Source organism: Bradyrhizobium sp. SZCCHNS1050 (assembly GCF_032484785.1).
Taxonomy (GTDB): domain Bacteria; phylum Pseudomonadota; class Alphaproteobacteria; order Rhizobiales; family Xanthobacteraceae; genus Bradyrhizobium.
Genome location: NZ_JAUETR010000002.1, coordinates 1 through 22,263, shown reverse-complemented (window position 1 = coordinate 22,263; position 22,263 = coordinate 1). Strand labels below are relative to the sequence as shown.

Genomic DNA, 22,263 nt, shown 5'->3' with positions numbered 1-22,263 from the left:
CGTCTTGCACAGTCCAGAGCGTCGCTCGATGGCGCGCCGCCTCGGCGGTGTAGGACTCGCCTTGAATTCAGAAAACCGATAAATGGAGATATCGATCCATCTCTTTTTTGAATGCGAACATGGTCACCCTGAAGCAGCTGGAAGCTTTGAACTGGATCGCGGAGCTCGGCACGTTCGAACGCGCCGCAGCCAAGCTGAACACGACGCAATCGGCGATCTCGAAGCGCATCCAGGAGCTCGAGGCCTCCGCGCGCGTTCCGCTGTTTGATCGCAGCCAGCGCGGGGCTCGCCTGACCGAACGTGGCGAACAGATTCTTGCTCTTGGCCGACAGATGTTGGCGTTGCAGGACCAGATCCTGGAGTTGAAGGACGGCCGGCAGTCACCGGCCCGCCGCCTGCGGCTTGGGGCGACGGAGCTGTCAGCGCTGACATGGCTGCCGCGTCTGGTTTCGGCGATTCGCGAAGCCCATCCGGCGGTGATGATCGAGCCTGAAGTCGAAACCTCCCGAAGCCTCTACGATCGGCTGATCGAGGGCAGCCTCGATCTCGTCGTCATCCCGGACGTCTTCTCCGACCCGGAGGTGACGTCGGTGCGGCTTGCCGAAGTGCAGAACGTGTGGACGGCGCGCCCCGGCCTGGTCAGAGCGCGCCGGAGCCTCGATTTCGACGAGCTTGGTCATCATACGATTCTGATGCAGGGCCGTCGCTCGGGCTCCGGCCTCTTCGTCAACAAATGGCTCGCGGCCAACGGCGTCTCGTTCAAGCGCGCCATCTCGGTCGACAATCTGACCGCGCTGGTCGGGCTCGCCGTGGCCGGCCTCGGCATCAGCTATCTTCCGCAACGCTGTTTTCGTCCTCTCTTCGAGCAGAAGAAGCTGGTCATCCTGCCCGTCAAGCCGACGCTGCCGGCCGTGCCCTATGCGGCCATGTATCGCAACGACAGACCCTCGGCCTTCGCGGCCGCCGTAGCGGAGCTGGCGCGCCAGACCTGCGATTTCGGCCGTCAACTCGAAGGTTAGACCGGGCAGGTGAACCCGGCGACGACGCCCGGCGCGGCGATCCATCACTTCCAGGAATGAGAAATAAGGCGGTTTTATCCCTTTTCATCCAGGCCGGACGCAGCGAGGCTGCATCACCGCTGCGCGGGCAACGCTGCACGCGCGAAGAGGGTTGCTGCGAGGAGAGGCTTGATGCGCATTTGGGGACTTCTGCTGACGGCAGCGCTCGCTGCAAACGCCGCCGGCGCCGAGGAACTGACGGGCACGCTCCAGAAGGTCAAGGAGACGAACAGGATCTCGATCGGCTTCCAGGAATCGTCGGTGCCGTTCAGCTATCTCGACGGCAACCAGAAGCCGGTGGGCTACGCGCTCGACATCTGCGCCCGGATCGCGGATGCGGTCAAGAAGGAGCTGGGGCTTCCTAACCTCACGATCGAAACCGTTCCGGTGACGTCCTCCAATCGCATACCACTGATGACGAACGGCACGATCGACCTCTTGTGCGCCTCCACCACCAACAACACCGAGCGCCAGAAACTCGTGACCTTTGCCAATACGCACTTTCTCAGCGCCACACGCTATGCGGCCAAGAAATCGCTCTCGCTCCAGACGATCGACGACCTCAGGGGAAAGACGGCCGTCGCGATCGCCGGATCGACCAACATCGCCCAGCTGAACAAGGTCAATGTCGAACGCAAGCTCGGCATCAACATCGTTCCTGCCAAGGACCAGGCCGAAGCGTTCCTGATGCTGGAGACCGACCGGGCTCAGGCCTATGTGCTCGATGACGTCCAGCTCGCGGTCGCCATCGCGCGGTCGAAGGACCCGGCGGCGTACATGATCAGCGCCGACGCATTCTCCAAGCCCGAACCTTTCGGCATCATGCTGCGCAAGGACGATGCGCCGTTCAAGGCCATCGCCGATCGCGTCACGGCCGAGCTCTATCAGAGCCCCGCCATCGACGTGCTCTACAAGAAATGGTTCGAGTCACCCGTGCCGCCCACCGGGATCAACTTCAACTACCAGATGCCCGCCGCTTTACGCGCGGCGTTCAAGTCGCCCAGCAGCAGTCCCGACCCGGACGCGTATGCGCCCGATTGAAGCCCGCGGTATCCGTGCCAACGGCAACGGCGGAGACAGCCTCATCCGCCGCGGTCGCCTGCGACGGACGGCCCTCGGCTATTGCCAAGATCAGCGGCGGCGTTCGAGAAGTCGTATTCGTTCTTCATTGGTTGAGAGCAGCTGTGATCTTGTTGATCCGCGCGCGCCAGTAACTCACTCCGCGGCCACGACGCGCACGTCGAACTGCACGCCTGTCTCTGCCCGCAACACGCCGATCACGCCAAGCAGGTTCTCGGCCGTGGGATTGCCGGATGGCCCTAACATGCGCATCGGGCTCTTCGACGGCCGGCCAAGCGCCTTGCTCGGTGCCTCGAAGCCGATCGTTGCGTTGATATACGCACGCAGGCCGGCGCGGCCGTCATCGACCTCTCCGCGCGGCAGCGCACTCACGGCTTCCTGGAACAACGCCTCGCGAAACGCCGGATCGCGGTCCGCGCGCGCCCGAACCGTGTCGCGGAAGTCTGGTCGCGAAGGCATCATGAGGTGCTCGCATAAACTCCCAAAGAGCTATTTCGCAGCCTCCATCCGCTCAATATCCTCCTTGAGAAGCGTGTTGACCAATTCGGTCAACGATACGCCCCGCGCGCTGGCCAGCCCGGTCAGGTGATCGAGCACATCAGGCTCGAGATGCACCGGAGGCAGCATTCGCGCGCCCTTGCGAAAGAACTTGCCGCGTTCGGCGTTCGAGAAATCGTATTCATCCTTCATCGGATCACCCATTCTCGTAGGAGCGGATTTCGCGCCGGGTCGGGCGACGGACAGAAATGATGCGGATCGCTGCGCGGTCTGCCGATAGCTCCGTGTACGCATGCACGACCAGCAGTAGCTCGTGAGCAATATTGCGTCCCATCGTAACCCATCGTTCCTCGCCTGCGCCAGATCCGTCATCGAGACGCGAGAGCGCCAACGGATCGCCGAAGATGCTCATCGCCCGCTCAAACGCAACGCCATGCTTGCGCAGATTGCTCTCTGCCTTGGCCGGATCCCAATCGAACTCGAATTGCATGGTCCGCCCCACCCGGTGATGTCCGCGACACGCCACGCTTGCCAAACGACGCAAATCAGCTTATGTTCTCTTTTTGTTCCTGTCCAGCCGAGGGGCGCTTCCGGATCGTCCAGTTGCGTAGGGCAGGAATGCGGTGGACGTGGCGGGCCGTGCGCGGACGAAAGTTCGCGCGGACGAGCGATCCGTCACGGACGGCGAAGTCGCGTGGTCCTGGCGCCCCGACGCTGGCGCTAAGTCTCGTGTCGGTGCTCAACGCATCGCGCGAGATGACGGGGGCAAGAGAGCCCGGTCCCCGGGGAGATCGCGTATAAGCGTTAAAACCATCGCGCGGGGAAGGCCGGATGTATCAGGCCGTACCTGTGGTGACCGCCGCGTGCTCTTTTCTTTGCACGCGGGCCATGGGTGCCGGCCAGGCATCCGGCCTTCCCTGCGCCCTCGCGTGTTTCGAGGGTGAAACGACCGGCAGAACTCGGCGTGATGGCGCGCGAGGAAGAGGATGTTTGTCTTCACATCATTGCGCAGCGTGCGTAGTCACGCTTGTTGGCTTGCGCGAATGTCTCTCCACCGTCATTCCGGGGCGTGCGCAGCACGAGCCCGGAATCCATTTTCCAGCGTGTCTCGCGGCTCAATGGATTCCGGGCTCGCCCTGCGGGCGCCCCGGAATGACGGCGGAGGTCGCTGCAACAGCGAGCACGAGAACGCCCTACCCCGCCTGCCCGGCCGCCACGGCCGTCCGCGGCACGGCGACAACAGCGACACGTCGCGGCGACAGGCGCTCGGCCTGCAGCACGGCGAACGTCAGCACGATGATGGCCGTGCCCTGATGCAGCAGCGCGAGCGAGATCGGAACCAGCGCCAGCAGGGTCAAGATCCCAAGCACGGCCTGCACCAGGATCGCGGCGAGCAGCCGGTGCGCGCCGCGCACCACGTCGCGGCCGACGCCGGCACGCATCACGTCGAAGGCGTGCCAGGCTGCCAATGCCAGCAGCGTGTAGGCGGTCATGCGATGCATGAACTGCACCGTCAGGTCGTTCTCGAACAGATTGATCCACCACGGCGAATGGATCCACAGATTGGCCGCCTTCGGGATCAGGCCGCCGTCGATCTCCGGCCAGGTGTTGTAGACGAGGCCGGCGCGCAGGCCTGCCACCAGCGCGCCGAGATAGAGCTGCACGAAGGTGACGCCGACCAGCACCCAGGCCGTCAGCCGCAGCCGCGCCGGCACCTCGGCCTCCTCGCGCGGCGCGAGCCGCCGCAGCGTCCAGACGATCGACGCATAGATCAACAGCGCCAGCGAGAGGTGCGTCGCGAGACGGACCGGCGCCACCTCGGTGCGCTCCGTGAGGCCGGAGGCCACCATCCACCAGCCGACCGCGCCCTGCAGCGCGCCGAGGCCGAAGATCAGCCACAGCCTGCGGCCGAGCGGCCCGGAGACGGCGCCGCGCCACAGGAACCACAGGAAGGGCAGCAGGTAGACCATGCCGATGACCCGGCCGAGCAGCCGGTGGCTCCACTCCCACCAGAAGATCGTCTTGAATTCGTGCAGGGTCATGCCGGCGTTCATCTGCCGATACTGCGGAATGGTCTTGTAGGCCTCGAAGGCGTCGGTCCAGGCCTGCGCGGACAGCGGCGGCAAGGTGCCCGTGACCGGCTTCCACTCGACGATCGACAGCCCGGATTCGGTCAGCCGCGTCGCGCCGCCGACCAGCACCATCAGCGCGATCAGGCCGGCCACGGCGAGGAGCCAGATGCGGATCGCGGCGAGATCTCGTGTGCGGGGAACCGTGGTCATGGACGTTGAACGCTCGATTGAACCGGGGCTGACAGGCCCTTATAATCCCGGGGAAATCGCGCGCAAGCCGCGCCGCCCCCAGCCGAGGCTGACAATCCCGTCATGACGATCCGCACCCGTAAACTGATCGGCGCCGTCGCGCTGCTCCTGCTCGCTTTCGCCTGGTCGATGATGGGCATGGTGATGGCGCAATTCCCCCTGATCGCCAACTCCGGCTGGCTGCAGGCGGTCTATTACGTCGTCGTCGGCATGGGCTGGGTGCTGCCCGCGATGCCGATCGTGAGCTGGATGCTGCGCCCGGATCCGGAGCGGCAGCAAGGCTGATCAGCCGAGATCGAGCTTCGGCTGCGGCGCGGATTTTTCCCGCGGCAGGGTGATGCCGGCCATCAGCACCTTCAAGGCGCGCAGCGAGCGCGAGCGGCCGTCCCAGGCGATCCGCGGCAGCATGTGCAGATGCGTGCGGCCCTCGCTCTGCACGACGCCTGGCATCGTCGAGGCCGCGCTGACGAAGCCCGCCTGCTCCGCAAGCACGACGTCGCTGCGGCGGAACGAATAGCGGTCGCCGAACGGATACGCCATGTGCCGGACCGGGCGGCGCAGCGCCGTCTCCAGCACCGCCTTGCCCATCGTGATCTCGCGCTGGGCGTCGGCATCCCGGAGATTGGCGAGCACGGAATAGTGCACGGTGGCACTGCCGATCGTGACGTTGGGGTCGGCGGCGAGACGGGCGATGTCGGTCCAGTCCATCGAGGACTCGCGGCTCAGGCCGGCGAGATCGACCGAATGGCGCGCGCAGAGGTCGCGGATCGCGATCGACAGCTCGGCCGGAGGCAGCTTGCGCAGCCACGCCGAAAGATACGCGAACAGCTCATATTTTTCGGCCGGCGTGACCACGTTGAAGCGCTGCTCACGATGATCGATCACAAGGCTGATGCGGGCCTCGCGCGCGATCACGGCCTCCAGCGCCAGCCACCAGGCTTCGCCGAGCCCATCGGGGAAGGCCGAGGGCACGTAAACGGTGAACGGCACGCCGTGGCGCGCCAGCACCGGATAGGCGTGCGTGATCAGGTCCTTCGCGGTGCCGTCGAAGCTCAGGCAGGCGAAGCGGCTGCTTTGGGGAAGGCGCACGGCGCGGTCGCAGGCCTCGTCGAGCGAGACGATGTCATAGCCCCAGCGCCTCAGCGCCCGGATCACCTTGTCGAGGAAAACGGGGGTGATCTCCGCGCATTTCAGCGGCTGGAACGCGCCCTTGCGCCGCGGGCGCACGCGCTCGAACCGCAGCACGGCGCCCGCGCCACCCGTGGCGCGCGACGCGAGCAGCGTGCCACCGCTGAAATAGGCCAGCTCGAGCCGGGCGCTGCGCAGCCACCTGTTGTCCGACGACAATTCCCGCGCCCCTTCCCCGAATCCCACTTGAAACCAGACCGTCCGCGCCCACCTGATGCGGACAGACCGTGGCGCGATCGCGTCATGATCACCGCCATCCGATGATAGCGACCATCCGCCGTCAAGATCGCGTGGCCGCTGCCGATTTGAACAGGTCTTTGTTTGTGCCATTCCCGATTTGGGACGACGTCATTGCCATTACCTTTTGTTGAGACTTCTTTGCGAGGGTCTCCGGACGTCAAGCAACAAAATTCCACGACAACGCGAGCAGCGCGATGACCATGGCCGCCGTGATCGAGAGCCGGACGGCGCAGGCGCCCGCGCGGCGGCTGCCGTCGGGGCTCGCGCGGGTCGACATCGTGTCCGATCTGGCTGCCGCCGAGCCGGTCTGGCGCGCGCTCGAAGTCCCCGAACATGTCTCGACGCCCTACCAGCGCTTCGACCTGCTCGGCGCATGGCAGCGCGACGTCGGCGCGCGCGAACATGCGACGCCGTTCATCGTCATCGGGCGTGATGCCGAGCAACGCCCGCTGCTGCTGCTGCCGCTGACGTTGCGGCACGCCCGCGGCGTGCGCATCGCCCGCGGCGTGCGCATCGCCACCTTCATGGGCGGCAAGCATACGACCTTCAACATGCCGCTGATGGATCGCGAATTCGCCGCGCGCGCCAGCGCCGGCGATCTCGACGTCCTGCTCGCAGGGCTGCGCGATCGCGGCGGTGTCGACCTGCTCGCCTTGACACAGCAGCCGGAGCGCTGGCGCGATCTCGCCAATCCGCTGGCGCAATGGCCGCACCAGCCGTCGGTGAACGACTGTCCGGTGCTGTTGATGCCGCCGGGGGCTGCGCCGACGGCGCTGTTGTCGAATTCGTTCCGAAAGCGGCTGAAGAGCAAGGAAAAGAAGCTGCAGGCGCTGCCCGGCTACCGCTACATGGTCGCAAGCAGCGACGCCGAGATCGCCGAGCTGCTCGACTGGTTCTTCCGCACCAAGCCGATCCGAATGGCCGAGCAGAGGCTGCCGAACGTATTCGCCGAGCCCGGCATCGAGGCATTCGTGCGAAGCGCCTGTATGGGAAAGCTCGACTGCGGGCATCGCGCCATCGATATCCACGCGCTGCGCTGCGACGACGAGATCATCGCATTGTTTGCCGGCGTCGCCGACGGGGCGCGCTTCTCGATGATGTTCAACACCTATACGTTGTCGGAGAATGCGCGCTGGAGCCCCGGCCTGATCCTGATGCGCTCGATCATCGATCACTACGCGCAACAGGATTTTCGTGCCCTCGATCTCGGCATCGGATCGGACGACTACAAGCGGATGTTCTGCAAGGATGACGAGCCGATCTTCGACAGCTTCATGCCGTTGACCGCGCGGGGTCGCGTCGCCGCGACGACGATGGCTGCGGTTGGACGGGCCAAGCATGCCGTCAAGCACAGCCCTGCCCTGTTCCGTCTGGCGCAACAGCTGCGCGGCGCGCTGCAATCGCGTGGCGGCGCCGCCAAGGCTGACGAGAGGGCCGAAGATTAGGCGGCGACGCCGCGCGGCCCCGGCTGGTTGCGGTTGGCGCCTCCGGCCGGTGCCTTCAGCATGGTGACGGCGCCGAAACCGACCTCGCGCAGCTGCTCGCCCATCTGGCTGCGCGCCTCGGCGGCCATCTTGGGATCGGGCACGACGACGGCGCGCGCGCCCGCGGTCAGCAGCTCGGCCGGCAGGTCGGATGCATTGCCAGCGTCGAGCAGGACGTGGTCGTAGACGCGCAACAGTGCGTCGATCGCAAGCGCGAGCCGCGGCGATTGCAGTTGGCTGCGGTCGGCGCCGGGACGGCCGGCATTGACGATGTGCAGCCGCGAGGCCTGGTCCTTGGTGATGATGGACGCGAACGATGCCTCGCCCAGCATCAGCTCGATCAGCCCGGGCGCGGCCGGATCGACCGAGACGCCTGCAAGCAGTTGCGGGCTGCCGGCGAGGTCGACCAGCACCACGCGCGCCTGCGCCGCCATGGTGCGGGCGATCGCGAGCGCAGTGGACGTGACGGCCTCGCCGCCGACCGTGCCGAGCACGGTGACCTTGCGGGCGCCCTCGCCCGCGCCGAGCAGATCGGCTGCGAGTTGCTCGGTCTCGTTCGGCGGTGGCGGCGCCGGCTTGACCGGCTCGGCCGACGGCGCCTCGGCTGGCTGCATGGCGGTGGGGGGCGGCGGTACCGAAGCCGGACGCGCGGCCTCAACCGGCGCCGGCGTCGATGGTGGTGCAACGGCCGGCGATGCGGAGACCGTACGCGGGGCGATCATCGGCTCGACCCGCGCCGCGAGCACCATGACATCGGCCATGCTGCTCATGGCCGGGGCGGCTGGGCCCACCGCACGCGGAGCCGTGAGGCGCAGCAACTCGCCGGTGATGACCACGCCCGAGGTCAGCATCAAGGTCGCCAATGTGGCGATCAGCACGATCGGCAGCTTCTTCGGATACGCCGGCGTGTTGGACAGCACCGCCCGCGAGATGATCCGCCCATCCGCGGGCGGGGTGTCGAGCGACTCACGGGTGTTCGCCTCGCGGTACTTGGCGAGATACGATTCCAGCAGGTCGCGCTGCGATTTGGCATCCCGCTCCAGCGCCCGCAGCTGGACATCGAGGCCATTGGTGGAGGTGGCCTGCTTCTTGGCCTGATCGAGGCTCTGGCTCAGCATCTGCACCCGCCCGTCGGCGATACGCGCGTCGCTGTCGAGCGAGCGGGAGATCTTGCCGGCCTCGTCGCGGATCTGGCGGTCGAGATCAGCCAGTTGCGCCTTCAGTTCCTTGATGCGCGGGTGATTGTCGAGCAGCGTCGACGACTGTTCCGCGAGTTGCGCGCGCAGGCTCACGCGCTGCTCCGACAAGCGCCGCATCAGCTCCGAATTGAGCACCTCGGACGCCTCGATCGGCTGGCCGCTCTGCAGCATCTCGCGGATCAGCCGCGCCTTGGTCTCGGCATCCGATTTCAAGGCGCGCGCATTGTTGAGCTGGGTATTGACCTCGCCCATCTGCTGGTTGGACAGCGAGGTGTTGTTGGTCCCCATGAACGAATTCGACTTGGCGCGGAACTCCTCGACCCGCGATTCCGCCTCCTCGACCTTCTTGCGCAGGCCCTGGATCTCCCCGGCCAGCCACTGGCTGGCGGACTTCGCCTGCGCCTGCCGAGCGTTCTGCTGAACAACGAGATAGCCGTCCGCGATCGAATTCGCGACCTTCGCCGCAAGCGCCGGATCCTGCGACTGGAACTCGACGACGAGGACGCGCGATTTGTCGACGGCGTAGACGGTCAGGCGTTCGTAATAGGCATCCATGACGCGTTCGTCCGGCGTCATGGCAAGCGGATCCTTCACGAGCCCGACCATCGCCAAGACCGACTTCAGCGGCGACACGCCGCGCAGGACGGGATCAAACTCCGGCAGCTCGCCCAACCTGTTCTTCGCGATAATGTCGCGCGCCAGATCTCGCGACAGGACCAGTTGCACCTGGCTCGTGACCGCCTCGGCATCGAGTGCCGTCCGCTCTTCGGTACGCTCCCCGTTCGGCCGCACGAACACGTTCTCGCGTCCGTCGATCAGGATCCGCGCTTCGGACTTGTAGCGCGGCGTGATCATGTTGACCGCGGTGATCGACAGAACGAGAGCGAGCAGCGTCGGCAAAAGAATGAAGCCACGCTTTCGTGCCAAGGCGCGGCCGACCAGCCGGAGATCGAGATCGCCGGCCGGGCCCGGCTCCGCCGACGATGGCGAGCCTGTCACGGGTCGGACGGAGGCTCCGTCAACCTGTGTCTTCTCGCCGGCACGCCAGAACGCCAACCGCATCATCCACTCCCGCGAGACCTACGCCACGCCGCTACCATACGTGGTACAATTACACTCCATTAAGGTTGCTGACGGGTTAACCGGAGCGCCTGCAACCTCGCCCTATCGAACAATCGTCATCCTTCGCCAAATGCTGCTTGCAACACGTAGGCTTGCGCCAGATCGTCACAATGCTGGAGCGAACCTGCCCGGCAGTGACGACAAGTGAGACTTTGTTAACCATCAAGCCTCTATCGAGGTTGGAGCTACCAATATTCAGCGACGAGAGGCGCCCGTGCTTCCTCTATCCGCCAGTCGTCAGATCAGCTCGCGCAGCGACGCCTGGCTAAACCACGCGCAGGCCGAAGGCGCGGGCGAGTTCGACATGGCACCGTCGCAGAACAAACCTCTCAAAATCCTTCACGCGGTCAGAGCTCCCGTCGGCGGCATCTTTCGGCACATCCTCGACCTTGCCAACGGCCAGGTCGATCGCGGGCATGACGTGGGCATCATTGCGGACAGCCTGACCGGCGGCGAACGCGCCGATGCCGCGCTGGCCCAGATCGCGCCTCGCCTGACACTCGGCGTGCACCGCGTTCCCATTCATCGGGAGCCTTGGCCGAGCGACATTCTGGCACTCAGCCGATTCCATCGCCTCTCCCGCGCGCTCGCCCCCGACGTGCTGCACGGCCACGGCGCCAAAGCCGGCGCGTTCGTACGCCTGCTGCCGCATCGGCCAGGAACGATCCGCATCTACACGCCTCACGGCGGCTCGCTGCACTACCCGCTCGACACGCTCAAAGGCGCGCTGTATGGCCGGCTTGAACGTGCGCTGATGAACCGGACGGATCTCTTCCTGTTCGAGAGCGCCTTCGCCCGCGATACCTATGAGCGCATGATCGGCCATCCCAACGGATTGGTGAATTGCGTCTTCAACGGCGTCACTGCAGGCGAATTCGACCCGGTCACGCCGGCTCAGGACCAGACCGACCTGGCTTATGTCGGAGAGTTCAGGCACATCAAGGGCACGGATCTGCTGATCGACGCTGTCGCGCAGTTGCGCTCCCGTGGCCGGCCGCTGACGCTGACCTTGGGCGGCGACGGCGAGGAGATGTCGAAGCTCAAAGCTCAGGTCGAACGCCTCGGTCTTGCGGCCGCAGTGCGTTTCATCGGCCATGTGAAGGCCCGCGACGGATTTTCCAAAGGACGACTGCTCGTCGTTCCATCGCGTGGCGATTCAATGCCCTATGTCGTGATCGAGGCGGGAGCCGCTGGGGTTCCGATGATCGCGGCGAGGGTCGGCGGCATCCCCGAGATCTTCGGGGCGCACGACGACGCGATGTTCATGCCAGGCAACGCGACCGCGCTGGCCGACGCCATCGCAGCCGCACTGGACGATCCGGCTACCGCGCAGCTGCGCGCCAAGGCGCTGCGCGAGCGGATCTTCCAGCATTTCTCGCAGAAGGCGATGGTCGAAGGCGTGCTCGACAGCTACCGCGAGGCGTTTACCAAGACCTGACGTCATTTACCATCGCTAACCGTTTCTTCCGATTTGGCCCTTAATCCCGCCGGTGGGGAATTTCCCCCGGCGCTATCAGCGCTTACATGACCACAAATACTAACAAACATAATCCGGGCTTGTACGACTGTGGAACCGATCAACGCTCGCTCGATGTTGGATGCTGCTGCGGCCACGGCCGCATCGACGGCCGCGGCAGACAAGCCGGCCGTTGAACGGCGTCGCCGCCTGTCGCCGGCGGCCCTGGCGGTCGCCAATCAGAAGGTTCACCGCGCCTACTCTCCGATCGTCCTCGCCGGCATCGTCCGCATCACCGATTTCGTGCTGCTGAGCGTCGTCGGCAGCGTCGTCTATTTCGGCTACGTGGTTCCGCTCAGCGGCTTCCATTGGGAGTATCTCGTTGCCATCGTCGGCCTCGCCGTGAGCGCCGTGGTGTGCTTCCAGGCCGCCGACATCTACCAGATCCAGGTCTTCCGCGCCCAGGTGCGGCAGATGACCCGGATGATCTCGTCCTACTGCTTCGTGTTCCTGCTGTTCATAGGACTGTCCTTCTTCGCCAAGATCGGCAGCGAAGTCTCCCGTCTCTGGCTCGCCGCGTTCTTCTTCGTGGGGCTCGGCGCGCTGATCGCGAGCCGCGTCGTGCTGCGCAACCTGATCCGCAGCTGGGCCAGGCAAGGACGTCTCGATCGACGGACCATCATCGTCGGAGCCGACCAGAGCGGCGAGGACCTGGTGCGTGCGCTGAAGGCGCAGGACGACTCCGAGATCGAGATCCTCGGCGTGTTCGACGACCGCAACGACTCGCGATCGCTCGAGGCCTGCGCCGGTGCGCCGAAGCTCGGCAAGGTCGACGATATCGTCGAGTTTGCCCGCCGCACCCGCGTCGACCTGGTGCTGTTCGCGCTGCCGATCTCGGCGGAGACCCGCATCCTGGACATGCTGAAGAAGCTGTGGGTGCTGCCGGTCGACATCCGCCTTTCGGCCCATACCAACAAGCTGCGTTTCCGTCCGCGTTCCTATTCCTATCTCGGTGCGGTCCCGACGCTCGACGTGTTCGAGGCGCCGATCACCGACTGGGATCTGGTGATGAAAATGCTGTTCGATCGACTGGTCGGCGGCCTCATCCTGCTGCTCGCACTGCCGGTGATGGCGCTGGTTGCGCTTGCGATCAAGCTCGACAGCCCGGGACCGGTGCTGTTCCGGCAGAAGCGGTTCGGCTTCAACAACGAGCGCATCGACGTCTTCAAGTTCCGGTCGCTCTATCACCATCAGGCTGATCCCACGGCGTCCAAGGTCGTCACCAAGAACGATCCACGTGTGACCCGCGTCGGCCGCTTCATCCGCAAGACCAGCCTCGATGAGCTGCCGCAACTGTTCAACGTGGTGTTCAAGGGCAACCTCTCGCTGGTCGGTCCGCGGCCGCACGCCGTGCAGGGCAAATTGCAGAACCGGATGTTCGACGAGGCCGTCGACGGCTACTTCGCGCGCCACCGCGTCAAGCCGGGGATCACTGGATGGGCCCAGATCAACGGCTGGCGCGGCGAGATCGACAACCAGGAGAAGATCCAGAAGCGAGTCGAGTTCGACCTCTACTACATCGAGAACTGGTCCGTGCTGTTCGACCTCTACATCCTGCTCAAGACGCCGCTGGCGCTGATGACCAAGAGCGAGAACGCCTATTGATCGCGGGGATCCGGAGCGGGCCCACGTCCGCTTCGCGCGTGTGTCTGGCCGATCCCGCCGTGCGCTGCGTATGAGTGTGAGTTCGCGATGGCCGTGACGGCAGCAGCCGAAGAGTTCGCATCCAGGCCGATGGCCCCTCCGGGCGTCGTCGCCCTGCAGCGCACGCTGGTCTGGCTGGTCGGGGTCTCCGGCGCCATCGTGTTCATCGAACCGAGCCCCTATGAGCTCGTCACGCTCGCCTCCGCCGCGGTGTTCTTCGCGACCGGCATCAGGCTGCGCCTCGTCTTCCTGCCGCTCCTCCTGTTGCTGGTCCTGGTCAATCTCGGCTACACGATCAGCGCGATACCGCTGCTCGACGATTCCAAGATCGCGACCTGGATCGCCACCTCCTGGTACATGGCGTTCACGGCGATCTTCATTGCCATGCTCACGTCGGACGACACCGAAGCGCGGCTCGACATGCTCCGGCGCGGCCTCGTGATGGGCGGCGCGATCGCGGCCCTCGCGGGTGTCGCCGGCTACTTCCATCTGGTGCCCGGTGGCTACGATCTCCTCACCTTGTATGGCCGCGCGCGCGGCACGTTCAAGGACCCCAACGTGCTCGGCGCGTTCTTGATCCTGCCGGCGCTGCTCGCGCTGCAGAACGTCGTGACCGCCCGCTTCGCCGCGACATTGCGCGCCAGCTTTGCGCTCGGCGTGATGGCGCTCGCCATCCTGCTCGCCTTCTCGCGCGCGGCCTGGGGCGGCCTCGTCCTCACCGCCGCCTTCATGCTGGCAATGATGGTGCTCACCAGCCAGACGCGGGGCGAGCGCTCCCGCATCATCTTCATGACGTTGGCGGCCGCCGTGGCCGGCATCGTCCTGATCGGCGTTCTGCTCTCGATCGATTCCATCGCCGACATGTTCAAGCAGCGGGCAAGCTTCGACCAGAGCTATGACGAGGGCCGGTTCGGACGCTTCGGACGCCACATTCTCGGCGCCGACATGGCGCTCGACCTGCCGTTCGGGATCGGGCCGCTGCAGTTCCACAACTACTTCCCCGAGGACACCCACAACTCCTATCTGAACGCCTTCATGTCGGGTGGCTGGCTGTCCGGCATCTGCTATCCCGCGCTGGTGTTCACCACTGTCATTCTCGGCTTCCGCTATCTGTTCGTGCGCGTGCCCTGGCAGCGCACCTACATCGCGGTATTCTCGGCGTTCCTCGGCACCGTCGGCGAAAGCTTCATCATCGACACCGACCACTGGCGGCATTTCTTCCTGATGCTCGGCACGATGTGGGGCATGATCGCCGCCACGCGCGCCCATCAGGCCGAGGCGAACCGATCCGCAGGGATCGGCCCGCACATCGCAGCCTACTAATCCTCCACCGTGAACGTCAGGCCGGCGTGGTCGACCAGCCGCTTGATCAAGCTGTCGCCGAGCGCGGCGCCGGGCGTCCAGAAACCGCCCTTCACAACGGCACCATCGCGCTGCAGGCCGATGGCGCATTCGCTGATCATCCTCGCCGTCAGACCGTAGCCGGGATCGCCCTTCCCTTTCACCGACGCGCAAACGCGCCGTCCGTCGGGAGACACTGCGACGTACGACAGGTCGAAGTATCCGTTGTCCCGCATCTCCTTCGAGGGCCCCTCCCCGACCTTGGGCGCATTCGGGCCGGTCTTCTCGGCATTTGCCGCCATGACCAACTTGGCGTTGGCTTGGCCTTCCTCTCCATCGCCCGTCAGCACCATTTCGTCGTAGACAAAGTCCTGCCCGTACGGAAAACCCATCAGCACGTTGGCACGATGGACGTTGCGTGTGTTGACCAGCGCCATTGCAAACGGCGCGGCCCAAGACTGGAGATCCTCCTCATAGATCGGTCGGTTGGCCGGTGGCTGCTTCGGGCCGGTGAATCCCGGCGTCAGCGCGAACGGGTCCTTCATGATCGCCACAAGGCTCAAATCGGCGGTCAATGCCGCCGCTGTTGCCTTGGCGCTCGCCGAAGTGCCGCCCGACAGCGAGCCGCTCATGCCGCGAATGCGCCCCTTCACGCGCGGCTGTGGCGCACCTAGCACCTGTTTTGCCTGCTGCTGCACGAACAGCACGCCGAGCTCGAACGGCACCGAGTCGAAGCCACACGAGAACAGGATTCTTGCACCGCTGTGCTCCGCCTCATCTCGATGCTTCTCGATCATCTGGCGCATCCACAGCGGCTCGCCACAGAGATCGACATAATCGGTCCCCGCAGCGACGCAGGCGGCGAGCACATCGGCCCCGTAGAGCTGATAGGGTCCGACCGTAGTCAACACCAGTCTAGCCTGATCGACCATCGTGCGAATGGAGCCGGGGTCGCTGGAATCGGCCACGATCAGCGGCAGATCAGGCGGCGCTCCGACCGCATCGCGCACCTTGGCGAGCTTGTCGCGGCTGCGCCCAGCCATGGCCCAGGTCAGCTTGGCTTCGCCGCTACCGCGCGCGGCGAGATACTCGGCCACGAGTTGGCCGGTGAAACCGGTTGCACCATAAACGACGATGTCGAATTTAGCCGACGTCATGGTTGCTCTCTGGGCCGCGGCGGATGGATTCCACCGCTCTTAGCCCTCCACCGTGAACGTCAGGCCGGCGTGGTCCACCAGCCGCTGGATCAGGCTGTCGCGGAGCGCCGCGCCCGGGGTCCAGAACCCGCCCTTCACGCCGGCGCCGTCGCGCAACAGGCCGACGGCGCATTCACTGATCATCTTCGAGGTCGAACCGTAGCCGGGATCGCGGTTGCCCTTCACGGATGCGCGGACCTGGCGGCCGTCGGGGGCTATCGCGACGAAGAGAAGATTGTAGTAGCCGTTCTCGCGCTCCTCCTTCGAGGGACCCTCGCCCGGCTTCGGCGCGTTGGGGCCGGTTTTCTCGGCATTCGCCGCCATCACCTTCTTGGCGTTGGCCTCGCCCTTCTCGCCCGGGCCGGTCAGCACCATCTCGTCATAGACGAAGTCCTGCCCGTAGGGAAAACCCATTAGCATGTTGGAGCGGTGGACATTGCGGGTGTTGATCAGCGCCATCATGAACGGCGCCGTCCAGGACTGCAGATCTTCCTCATAGACGGGCTTGTTGCCCGACGGCTGCTTCGGACCCTTGAAGCCGGGCGTCAGGGCGAACGAGTCCTTGAGGATCGCGACCAGGCTCAGATCCTTGGCGACCGCATCGAAGGTCGCCTTGGCGCTCGCCGCGGTGCCGCCCGAGAGCGTGCCGCTCATGCCGCGGACGCGGCCCTTCACACGCGACGCTGCGGCGCCGAGCACCTTCTTGGCCTGCTGCTGCACGAAATAGACGCCGAGCTCGAACGGCACGGAATCGAAGCCGCAGGAGAACACGATGCGCGCGCCGCTCTTCTCGGCGGTGGCCTGATGCTTGTCGATCATCTGCCGCATCCACACCGGCTCGCCGCACAAATCGACGTAGTCGGTGCCGGTCTCGGCGCAGGCCGCGACGAGCTCGTTGCCATAGAGCTGATAGGGACCGACGGTGGTCAGCACCAGCTTCGTCTGCGCCACCATGGCCTTTAGGGATGCAGGATCGGCGGCATCGGCCGCGATCCGCGGCGTATCGGCGGGCGCGCCGATCGCATCGCGCACGGACGCGAGCTTGTCGAGGCTGCGACCAGCCATCGCCCAGCGCAGCGAGCTGTCGCCGCGATATTGCGTGGCCAAATATTCAGCGACGAGCTGCCCGGTGAAACCGGTCGCGCCATAGACGATGATATCGAACTTGGATGACGTCATTCTTGTTCCCTAGCGATCAGCTGCGATTTTAGTGCCCCGTCATTGCGAGGAGCGCAGCGACGAAGCAATCCAGAGTCCCGTCCTCAGCCCTGGATTGCTTCGCTGCGCTCGCAATGACGGAGTTTGCGGGTCTACTTTTTTCCATAAGACACATTCATTCCGGCGCGGACGTCGTTCTGGATGCCGTAGGGGGCGATCGGGTAGCGCAGGCCGTTCCTGGCAAGCTGTTTCATGCCGGCGATCGCCTTGGCGAGATCGGATGGCTTCAGCGCCATCAGCATCTCTTCGTCCGGCACGCCGCCATAGCGGCGCTCGGCGAAGCATGGCAGCGACAGGCTCGGCTCGCCGGTTTTCAGCGCGCGTCCCCAGGAGTCGGCGCAGGCGGTCTCGCCGACGACGCCCCATTCGAACTTCTTGTAGCCGACATATTGCAGGCCGTTGATCAGGATGATCATCTGTCCCGGCGTCGCATAGACCAGGCAGATGTCCGGCGGATCCAGCCGGCCGCTCGACAGCGGGCTGACGGCCATGGCCTGGTAGCGGCCGAACGGCACGACATCCAACGCCTCCTGTCGCTTGCGCGCGTCCTCCGCCGTGCCGTGCCAGACGCCGACATAGTTCGCGCCCTCGAGCCAGGTGTCGTCCTGCGGGCCGAGCCCGATCACCGCGCGGCACTGCGCGCCGACCAGATCATCTCCGGTGATGCCGACTGTCCAGCCGAGCCGCGAGGCCATGCTGACGATCTGGTCGGTGGTGTGCACCGCGTTGGGCCGGCGGATCTTCTCCACCGCTTCCATGTCCTCGACGCGGGCGAACATCTTGATGCCGATCACGGTCGTCTTCAGCCGCAGCAGGCCGTTGAGATCGGCCACCATGGCCGCCAGATCCAGCCTGTCCGTCCCGTTCGGCTGTTGCATGTGGCGCTCCCTCCCTACCGCACCGCCTGCCGGTCCAATGCGTGGTTCGACTTCGGGGCGCTTGTTAGACCCTCGCACCGCGTGATGCCAGTATTTCCGCCCTCCGGGCTCGCCCGCCATACCATGATCCTTCTCGATATTACGGGAATCACTTATGAATTTTCGATCCTCGGACAGGATCAGTCGATGACCCGCAGCGACCGGAAGGAAGGCGCCAAGCGCGCAACGGCCGGCCCCGGCGGAACGCCCGTGCTGTCGCCCGCCGCGCTCTACGAGGCGGGACTGCATCACCTCGGCGGAGGGCGTCTGCTCGATGCCCAGATGTGCTGCGAGCAGGCGCTGGCGGCCGACCCGGCCCACGCCGACAGCCTTGCGCTGATGGGCATCATCGCGCTGCAAACCGGCCAGCACGACCATGCCGTCGCGTGGTTCTCGCGCGCGATCCGACAGACGCCGAAGATCGACTATCTCACCAGCCTCGGCTTCACCCTGAAGCAGATGGGCCGGCTCGACGACGCCCTCGCCGTCTTCGACAAGGCGATCCAGCTCAAGCCCGACGAGGCCGAGTTGTGGAAGCATATGGGCGGCGTGCTGCTGGCGCTCGACCGTGGCGCCGAGGCGCTGCTGAGCTATCAGCACGCGCTGACGATCGATCCTTCGCACCGCGAGGCCGCGTTCCAGAGCGGCCTGCTGCTGCATCAGCAGCAGCGTTATGAGGAAGCCGCCCAGGCCTTCACGATCTGCCTGACGCAGCAGCCGAATGACCTGCAGTCGCTGCAGATGCGCGCCCGGTGCCTCCGCGAGCTCAAACACTACGACGCGTATCTGGCCGATTGTGAACGCGCGCATGCGCTGGCGCCGACCGAGGCGATGGTCTGCAACAATCTCGGTGATGCCTTTGTCTGTCTCGGCCGCAGCGCGGAGGCGCTGCCGTGGTTCGATCAGGCCCTGGCGTTGCGGCCGGACTTCGTCGAGGTGCTGCTCAACAAGGGTTTTGCGCTGATGCAGCTCCTGCGTTTCGAGGATGCTGCTGCCGTCTACCGGCAGATTCTCGCGCTCGTCCCCGATCATCCCAAGGCGGCGTGGCAGCTCGCGCATATCGAGCTGCAGTGCGGCGACTTCGTCTCCGGCTGGGCCCGGCGCGAGGCGCGCTGGGCCATGCCGGATTTCTCGATCGACTATCCGCGCTTTGCCGAGTCCAAATGTCTGGGCCACGAGGACATCGCCGGCAAGACCATCCTGATCGAGGAGGACGAGGGTTTCGGCGACACCATCCAGTTCGCCCGCTACGTGCCGATGGTCGCCGCGCGCGGCGCCAAGGTGATCTTGGTGGTGCGCGAGGCGCTGCGGCCGCTGATGGCCGGCATCGACGGTGTGACGCAATGCCTCGCCTACGCGCCGGACCTGCAGCGGCCGGTCTTCGACATGCACTGCCCGGTGATGAGCCTGCCGCTGGCCTTCGGCACCACGCTCGATACCATTCCACCGCCAAGCTATCTCCCGCCACTGCCGGCCGAGCGCATCGCGGCCTGGGAGCGGCGGCTCGGAGCGCATGACCGGCTGCGGGTCGGCCTCGTCTGGTCCGGCAATCCGCATCAGGGCAACGATCGCAACCGCTCGATGCCGCTTGCGACCCTGCTGCCGCTGCTCGATCTCGGGGCGGATTTCATCAGCCTGCAAAAAGAGCTGCGGCCAGCCGACAAGGCGGTGCTGGCGCAGCAGAGCGGCATCCGCGACCTTACCGTCGAGTTGACCGACTTCGTCGAGACCGCGGCGCTGATTTCCTGTCTCGACGTCGTGGTCACCGTTTGCACCAGCGTCGCGCATCTCGCCGCGACGCTCGGACGGCCGACCTGGATCATGCTGCCCCACCTCGCCGACTGGCGCTGGCTCAGGGATCGCGACGACAGCCCGTGGTATCCGAGCGCGCGGCTGTTCCGGCAGGATTCGAGCTGCCGCTACGAGCCGGTCGTCGCGCGCGTGCGCGGCGAGCTGGCCGCGAAAGCGGCGAGCTTCTGCAAGACGATTGCCTAGGCCGGTCCCGGAAACAGATCGTCGATGCGGCCGCGCAGGCGGTAGGCCACGAGCCCGACCCATTCGCGCACCGCAATGTCGGCGCGGCGCAGGCCGAGCAGCGAGATGCCGTCGAAGTCGAGCACGCGGCCGACGCGCCAGTCCACCGGATAGGGCTCGACCGGAAAGCCGGCCTTGCGGAACAGCCCGACCGAGCGCGGCATGTGATAGGCCGAGGTCACCAGCAGCCAGCGCTCGCCCGGCTTCGGGGAGATCATCGCCTTGGAGAAGATCGCATTCTCGTAGGTGTTGCGCGACTGCCGCTCCAGCAACAGCCGCTCCTTCGGCACGCCGAGGCTGAGCAGGATCTCGGCGCCGACGTCGGCCTCCTTGGCCTCGGTCGCGATCAGATTGGCGCTGCCGCCGGTGAACAGGATGCGCGCGTTCGGATAGCGCCGCGCCAGCGCGGCGGCCTGGATCACCCGATCGGCGCCCGCCACCGTCACCGGCATGCCGTACATCACCGAGAGATCGGAATCGACGGGACCACCGAGCACGATGATGCCGTCGGGCGCACCGTTCGCCGGGTCCCATTTCGGAAACCGGCTCTCCAGCGGATAGAGCATCAGGCTGCCGAGCGGCGTCAGGCCGACGATCGCCAGCAGCAGCATGGCAGACACCACGAGCCTGCGCCCCAGCACGGCAAACCGGGTCAGCATCAGGATGGCGCCTGCGAGGCCCAGCGCGATCATGAAATTGGTCGGCAGTGCCAGCAGGCCGAGCGTCTTCGACAGGACAAAGAACATTGCGAGCTCCGGCGCGGGGTGAGGTGCCACGGCCGCCCTCATACACGACAGCGGCCATGCGTCGCCATCTCTCTGCGGCGGCCGGCGGATGCGCTATGCTTGGTCCCGAACCGGTACGAATGAGAGGACCATGGCCCATCACCATCTGCACGCGAGCCCCGAGACCTGCCACTGGGGCTTCTTCGAATCCCGGCTGAAGCCGGTGCTCACGATCGACAGCGGTGACGAGGTCACGATCGATTCGATCAGCGGCGGGCCCGACGTGGTGCCCGACACCAGCAAATTCCATGTGCCGCCGGAATTGTTCGACGTCCACGCCCGCAGCGAGCGCATGGTGCCCGGCCACATCCTGACCGGCCCGATCGCGGTCAAGGGCGCCGAGGTCGGCGACGTGCTCGAGGTCGACATCCTCGACGTCCAGCTGCGGCAGGACTGGGGCTACAATTTCATCCGGCCGCTGGCGGGCACCCTGCCCGACGATTTCCACGAGAGCCGGCTGATGAACATCCCGCTCGACAAGGACCGGATGGTCGGCAAGCTGCCGTGGGGCCTGGAGCTGCCGCTGGCGCCGTTCTTCGGCGTGATGGGCGTGGCGCCGCCGCCGGCCTGGGGCCGCATCACCTCGCTGATCCCGCGCGCGATGGGCGGCAATCTCGACAACAAGGAGCTCGGCGCCGGCGCCAAGCTGTATCTGCCGGTGTTCGTGCCCGGCGCACTGTTCTCCTGCGGCGACGGCCACGGCGTGCAGGGCGACGGCGAGGTCTGCGTCACCGCGATCGAGACCGCGCTGCAGGGGCGTTTCCGTCTCACTGTGCGCAAGGATCTCAAATTCGACTATCCGCGCGCCGAGACGGCCACCCACTACATGACCATGGCGATGGACCCCGACCTCGACCAGTGCGCGGTGAAGGCGCTGCGCGACATGATCGTCTTGCTCGGCGAGAAGCGCAATCTGTCGCGCGAGGACGCCTATACCCTGTGCAGCCTCGCCGCCGACCTGCGGGTGACCCAGACCGTCAACGGCTCCAAGGGCATTCATTGCATGATCGCGAAGGCGGTGGTGCACGGGTGAGAAGACAGGGCTGAGCGTCGGGCCAAACACACTGCTGTCGTCCCTGCGAACGCAGGGACCCATAACCACCGAACCAAGTCGTGACGCGAGGTGGTTGGACTTGCGCAAGCCAACTGCTCCCTTGGGTTATGGGTCCCCGCGTTCGCGGGGACGACGCCATTGATGCCGCGCGAGGGAGCGCATCGAACGACGCGTGACGTCGCGCTCCGCGGCAGATCCTGCCCGGGTCATGCTGCAGATCTCACCCTCTGAAATGTCGGAGGGCGCAGGGAAGGCCAGGCGCCGGCTGGCGCCTGCGGCCCGCCTGCGAGAAAAAATGCAGGCGGCAGGTACCACAGGTGCAGCCGAGAACGCCCGGCCTTCCCTGCGCGATGGTCTTCACGCTTATA

General features: G+C 65.7%; 20 protein-coding genes. 9 read left to right on the top strand and 11 right to left on the bottom strand.

Going from position 1 to position 22,263, the window contains the following annotated elements; translation table 11 throughout:
* Nucleotides 1-119 precede the first annotated feature (119 nt).
* Entirely contained in the window at nucleotides 120-1,019 is a 900-nt protein-coding gene (locus QX094_RS24470; RefSeq protein WP_315711504.1) for a LysR family transcriptional regulator, read from the top strand.
* A gap of 171 nt (nucleotides 1,020-1,190) precedes the next feature.
* Complete coding sequence (locus QX094_RS24465; protein WP_315827184.1) at nucleotides 1,191-2,099, top strand: amino acid ABC transporter substrate-binding protein; 909 nt, start codon at nucleotides 1,191-1,193, stop codon at nucleotides 2,097-2,099.
* Between the two features lie 174 nt (nucleotides 2,100-2,273).
* Here the strand turns inward: QX094_RS24465 and QX094_RS24460 are convergent, their stop codons facing one another.
* The 4 genes from QX094_RS24460 to QX094_RS24445 form a co-directional block, all read right to left on the bottom strand.
* Entirely contained in the window at nucleotides 2,274-2,600 is a 327-nt protein-coding gene (locus QX094_RS24460; protein WP_410051830.1) for a transcriptional regulator, read from the bottom strand.
* 27 nt (nucleotides 2,601-2,627) lie between these two features.
* A complete protein-coding gene (locus tag QX094_RS24455) occupies nucleotides 2,628-2,828 on the bottom strand; it encodes a hypothetical protein (protein ID WP_315827185.1) in 201 nt (66 codons plus the stop codon).
* A gap of 4 nt (nucleotides 2,829-2,832) precedes the next feature.
* Nucleotides 2,833-3,126, bottom strand: coding sequence for a BrnT family toxin (locus tag QX094_RS24450; protein ID WP_315827186.1), 294 nt, complete (start codon nucleotides 3,124-3,126; stop codon nucleotides 2,833-2,835).
* A gap of 703 nt (nucleotides 3,127-3,829) precedes the next feature.
* Complete coding sequence (locus QX094_RS24445; protein WP_315827187.1) at nucleotides 3,830-4,918, bottom strand: COX15/CtaA family protein; 1,089 nt, start codon at nucleotides 4,916-4,918, stop codon at nucleotides 3,830-3,832.
* Nucleotides 4,919-5,020: 102 nt separating this feature from the next.
* On the opposite strand from QX094_RS24445, the gene QX094_RS24440 reads away from it, so the two are divergent.
* Entirely contained in the window at nucleotides 5,021-5,242 is a 222-nt protein-coding gene (locus tag QX094_RS24440; protein ID WP_315711497.1) for a DUF2842 domain-containing protein, read from the top strand.
* Here the strand turns inward: QX094_RS24440 and QX094_RS24435 are convergent, their stop codons facing one another.
* Nucleotides 5,243-6,304 carry a polysaccharide deacetylase family protein gene (locus tag QX094_RS24435; RefSeq protein WP_316188223.1) on the bottom strand — a complete coding sequence of 354 codons (1,062 nt, stop codon included), beginning with the start codon at nucleotides 6,302-6,304 and terminating at the stop codon, nucleotides 5,243-5,245.
* 275 nt (nucleotides 6,305-6,579) lie between these two features.
* Here QX094_RS24435 and QX094_RS24430 point away from each other — a divergent pair, with 275 nt between their 5' ends.
* Complete coding sequence (locus QX094_RS24430) at nucleotides 6,580-7,830, top strand: GNAT family N-acetyltransferase (RefSeq protein ID WP_315711495.1); 1,251 nt, start codon at nucleotides 6,580-6,582, stop codon at nucleotides 7,828-7,830.
* On the opposite strand, the gene QX094_RS24425 is transcribed toward QX094_RS24430, so the two are convergent.
* Both QX094_RS24425 and QX094_RS24420 read right to left on the bottom strand, forming a co-directional pair.
* Nucleotides 7,827-10,130, bottom strand: a complete 2,304-nt coding sequence (locus QX094_RS24425) for a lipopolysaccharide biosynthesis protein (protein WP_315711494.1) — start codon at nucleotides 10,128-10,130, stop codon at nucleotides 7,827-7,829. The genes QX094_RS24430 and QX094_RS24425 overlap by 4 nt on opposite strands.
* A gap of 325 nt (nucleotides 10,131-10,455) precedes the next feature.
* On the bottom strand, nucleotides 10,456-10,608 hold the full coding sequence (locus tag QX094_RS24420) for a hypothetical protein (RefSeq protein ID WP_315712657.1): 153 nt from the start codon (nucleotides 10,606-10,608) through the stop codon (nucleotides 10,456-10,458).
* On the opposite strand from QX094_RS24420, the gene QX094_RS24415 reads away from it, so the two are divergent.
* The 3 genes from QX094_RS24415 to QX094_RS24405 all read left to right on the top strand — a co-directional run bounded on the left by QX094_RS24415 (nucleotide 10,558) and on the right by QX094_RS24405 (nucleotide 14,673).
* The gene (locus QX094_RS24415) at nucleotides 10,558-11,628 is read left to right on the top strand and encodes a glycosyltransferase family 4 protein (protein WP_315712597.1); all 1,071 of its coding nucleotides are present in this window, start codon (nucleotides 10,558-10,560) and stop codon (nucleotides 11,626-11,628) included. The two genes, QX094_RS24420 and QX094_RS24415, sit on opposite strands and share 51 nt — an antisense overlap.
* Nucleotides 11,629-11,781: 153 nt before the next feature.
* Nucleotides 11,782-13,311, top strand: a complete 1,530-nt coding sequence (locus tag QX094_RS24410) for an undecaprenyl-phosphate glucose phosphotransferase (protein WP_315711493.1) — start codon at nucleotides 11,782-11,784, stop codon at nucleotides 13,309-13,311.
* Between the two features lie 87 nt (nucleotides 13,312-13,398).
* Nucleotides 13,399-14,673: an O-antigen ligase family protein gene (locus QX094_RS24405; protein ID WP_315827190.1), complete on the top strand. Its 1,275-nt coding sequence runs from the start codon at nucleotides 13,399-13,401 to the stop codon at nucleotides 14,671-14,673.
* Here the strand turns inward: QX094_RS24405 and QX094_RS24400 are convergent.
* From QX094_RS24400 to QX094_RS24390, 3 genes are all read right to left on the bottom strand, one after another.
* Entirely contained in the window at nucleotides 14,670-15,848 is a 1,179-nt protein-coding gene (locus QX094_RS24400; RefSeq protein WP_316175224.1) for a saccharopine dehydrogenase family protein, read from the bottom strand. The genes QX094_RS24405 and QX094_RS24400 overlap by 4 nt on opposite strands.
* Before the next feature lie 39 nt (nucleotides 15,849-15,887).
* Nucleotides 15,888-17,066 carry a saccharopine dehydrogenase family protein gene (locus QX094_RS24395; RefSeq protein ID WP_316175222.1) on the bottom strand — a complete coding sequence of 393 codons (1,179 nt, stop codon included), beginning with the start codon at nucleotides 17,064-17,066 and terminating at the stop codon, nucleotides 15,888-15,890.
* Between the two features lie 131 nt (nucleotides 17,067-17,197).
* A complete protein-coding gene (locus tag QX094_RS24390) occupies nucleotides 17,198-17,983 on the bottom strand; it encodes a DUF169 domain-containing protein (protein ID WP_315711487.1) in 786 nt (261 codons plus the stop codon).
* 186 nt (nucleotides 17,984-18,169) lie between these two features.
* Here QX094_RS24390 and QX094_RS24385 point away from each other — a divergent pair, with 186 nt between their 5' ends.
* Entirely contained in the window at nucleotides 18,170-20,017 is a 1,848-nt protein-coding gene (locus tag QX094_RS24385; protein WP_316175220.1) for a tetratricopeptide repeat protein, read from the top strand.
* Here QX094_RS24385 and QX094_RS24380 read toward each other — a convergent pair.
* A complete protein-coding gene (locus tag QX094_RS24380) occupies nucleotides 20,014-20,802 on the bottom strand; it encodes a YdcF family protein (protein WP_315755032.1) in 789 nt (262 codons plus the stop codon). The two genes, QX094_RS24385 and QX094_RS24380, sit on opposite strands and share 4 nt — an antisense overlap.
* Before the next feature lie 130 nt (nucleotides 20,803-20,932).
* Between QX094_RS24380 and QX094_RS24375 the strand changes: the two genes are divergently transcribed.
* The gene (locus tag QX094_RS24375; RefSeq protein WP_316175218.1) at nucleotides 20,933-21,874 is read left to right on the top strand and encodes an acetamidase/formamidase family protein; all 942 of its coding nucleotides are present in this window, start codon (nucleotides 20,933-20,935) and stop codon (nucleotides 21,872-21,874) included.
* The last annotated feature ends 389 nt before the right edge of the window (nucleotides 21,875-22,263 follow it).

What these genes read in the sequence shown, in the direction of transcription:
- QX094_RS24470 (WP_315711504.1), top strand. Translation starts at nt 120, where the DNA reads ATGGTCACCCTGAAGCAGCTGGAAGCTTTGAACTGGATCGCGGAGCTC.
- QX094_RS24465 (WP_315827184.1), top strand. Translation starts at nt 1,191, where the DNA reads ATGCGCATTTGGGGACTTCTGCTGACGGCAGCGCTCGCTGCAAACGCC.
- QX094_RS24460 (WP_410051830.1), bottom strand. Translation starts at nt 2,600, where the DNA reads ATGATGCCTTCGCGACCAGACTTCCGCGACACGGTTCGGGCGCGCGCG.
- QX094_RS24455 (WP_315827185.1), bottom strand. Translation starts at nt 2,828, where the DNA reads ATGAAGGATGAATACGATTTCTCGAACGCCGAACGCGGCAAGTTCTTT.
- QX094_RS24450 (WP_315827186.1), bottom strand. Translation starts at nt 3,126, where the DNA reads ATGCAATTCGAGTTCGATTGGGATCCGGCCAAGGCAGAGAGCAATCTG.
- QX094_RS24445 (WP_315827187.1), bottom strand. Translation starts at nt 4,918, where the DNA reads ATGACCACGGTTCCCCGCACACGAGATCTCGCCGCGATCCGCATCTGG.
- QX094_RS24440 (WP_315711497.1), top strand. Translation starts at nt 5,021, where the DNA reads ATGACGATCCGCACCCGTAAACTGATCGGCGCCGTCGCGCTGCTCCTG.
- QX094_RS24430 (WP_315711495.1), top strand. Translation starts at nt 6,580, where the DNA reads ATGACCATGGCCGCCGTGATCGAGAGCCGGACGGCGCAGGCGCCCGCG.
- QX094_RS24425 (WP_315711494.1), bottom strand. Translation starts at nt 10,130, where the DNA reads ATGCGGTTGGCGTTCTGGCGTGCCGGCGAGAAGACACAGGTTGACGGA.
- QX094_RS24420 (WP_315712657.1), bottom strand. Translation starts at nt 10,608, where the DNA reads ATGCCCGCGATCGACCTGGCCGTTGGCAAGGTCGAGGATGTGCCGAAA.
- QX094_RS24410 (WP_315711493.1), top strand. Translation starts at nt 11,782, where the DNA reads ATGTTGGATGCTGCTGCGGCCACGGCCGCATCGACGGCCGCGGCAGAC.
- QX094_RS24405 (WP_315827190.1), top strand. Translation starts at nt 13,399, where the DNA reads ATGGCCGTGACGGCAGCAGCCGAAGAGTTCGCATCCAGGCCGATGGCC.
- QX094_RS24400 (WP_316175224.1), bottom strand. Translation starts at nt 15,848, where the DNA reads ATGACGTCGGCTAAATTCGACATCGTCGTTTATGGTGCAACCGGTTTC.
- QX094_RS24395 (WP_316175222.1), bottom strand. Translation starts at nt 17,066, where the DNA reads ATGACGTCATCCAAGTTCGATATCATCGTCTATGGCGCGACCGGTTTC.
- QX094_RS24390 (WP_315711487.1), bottom strand. Translation starts at nt 17,983, where the DNA reads ATGCAACAGCCGAACGGGACGGACAGGCTGGATCTGGCGGCCATGGTG.
- QX094_RS24385 (WP_316175220.1), top strand. Translation starts at nt 18,170, where the DNA reads ATGACCCGCAGCGACCGGAAGGAAGGCGCCAAGCGCGCAACGGCCGGC.
- QX094_RS24380 (WP_315755032.1), bottom strand. Translation starts at nt 20,802, where the DNA reads ATGTTCTTTGTCCTGTCGAAGACGCTCGGCCTGCTGGCACTGCCGACC.
- QX094_RS24375 (WP_316175218.1), top strand. Translation starts at nt 20,933, where the DNA reads ATGGCCCATCACCATCTGCACGCGAGCCCCGAGACCTGCCACTGGGGC.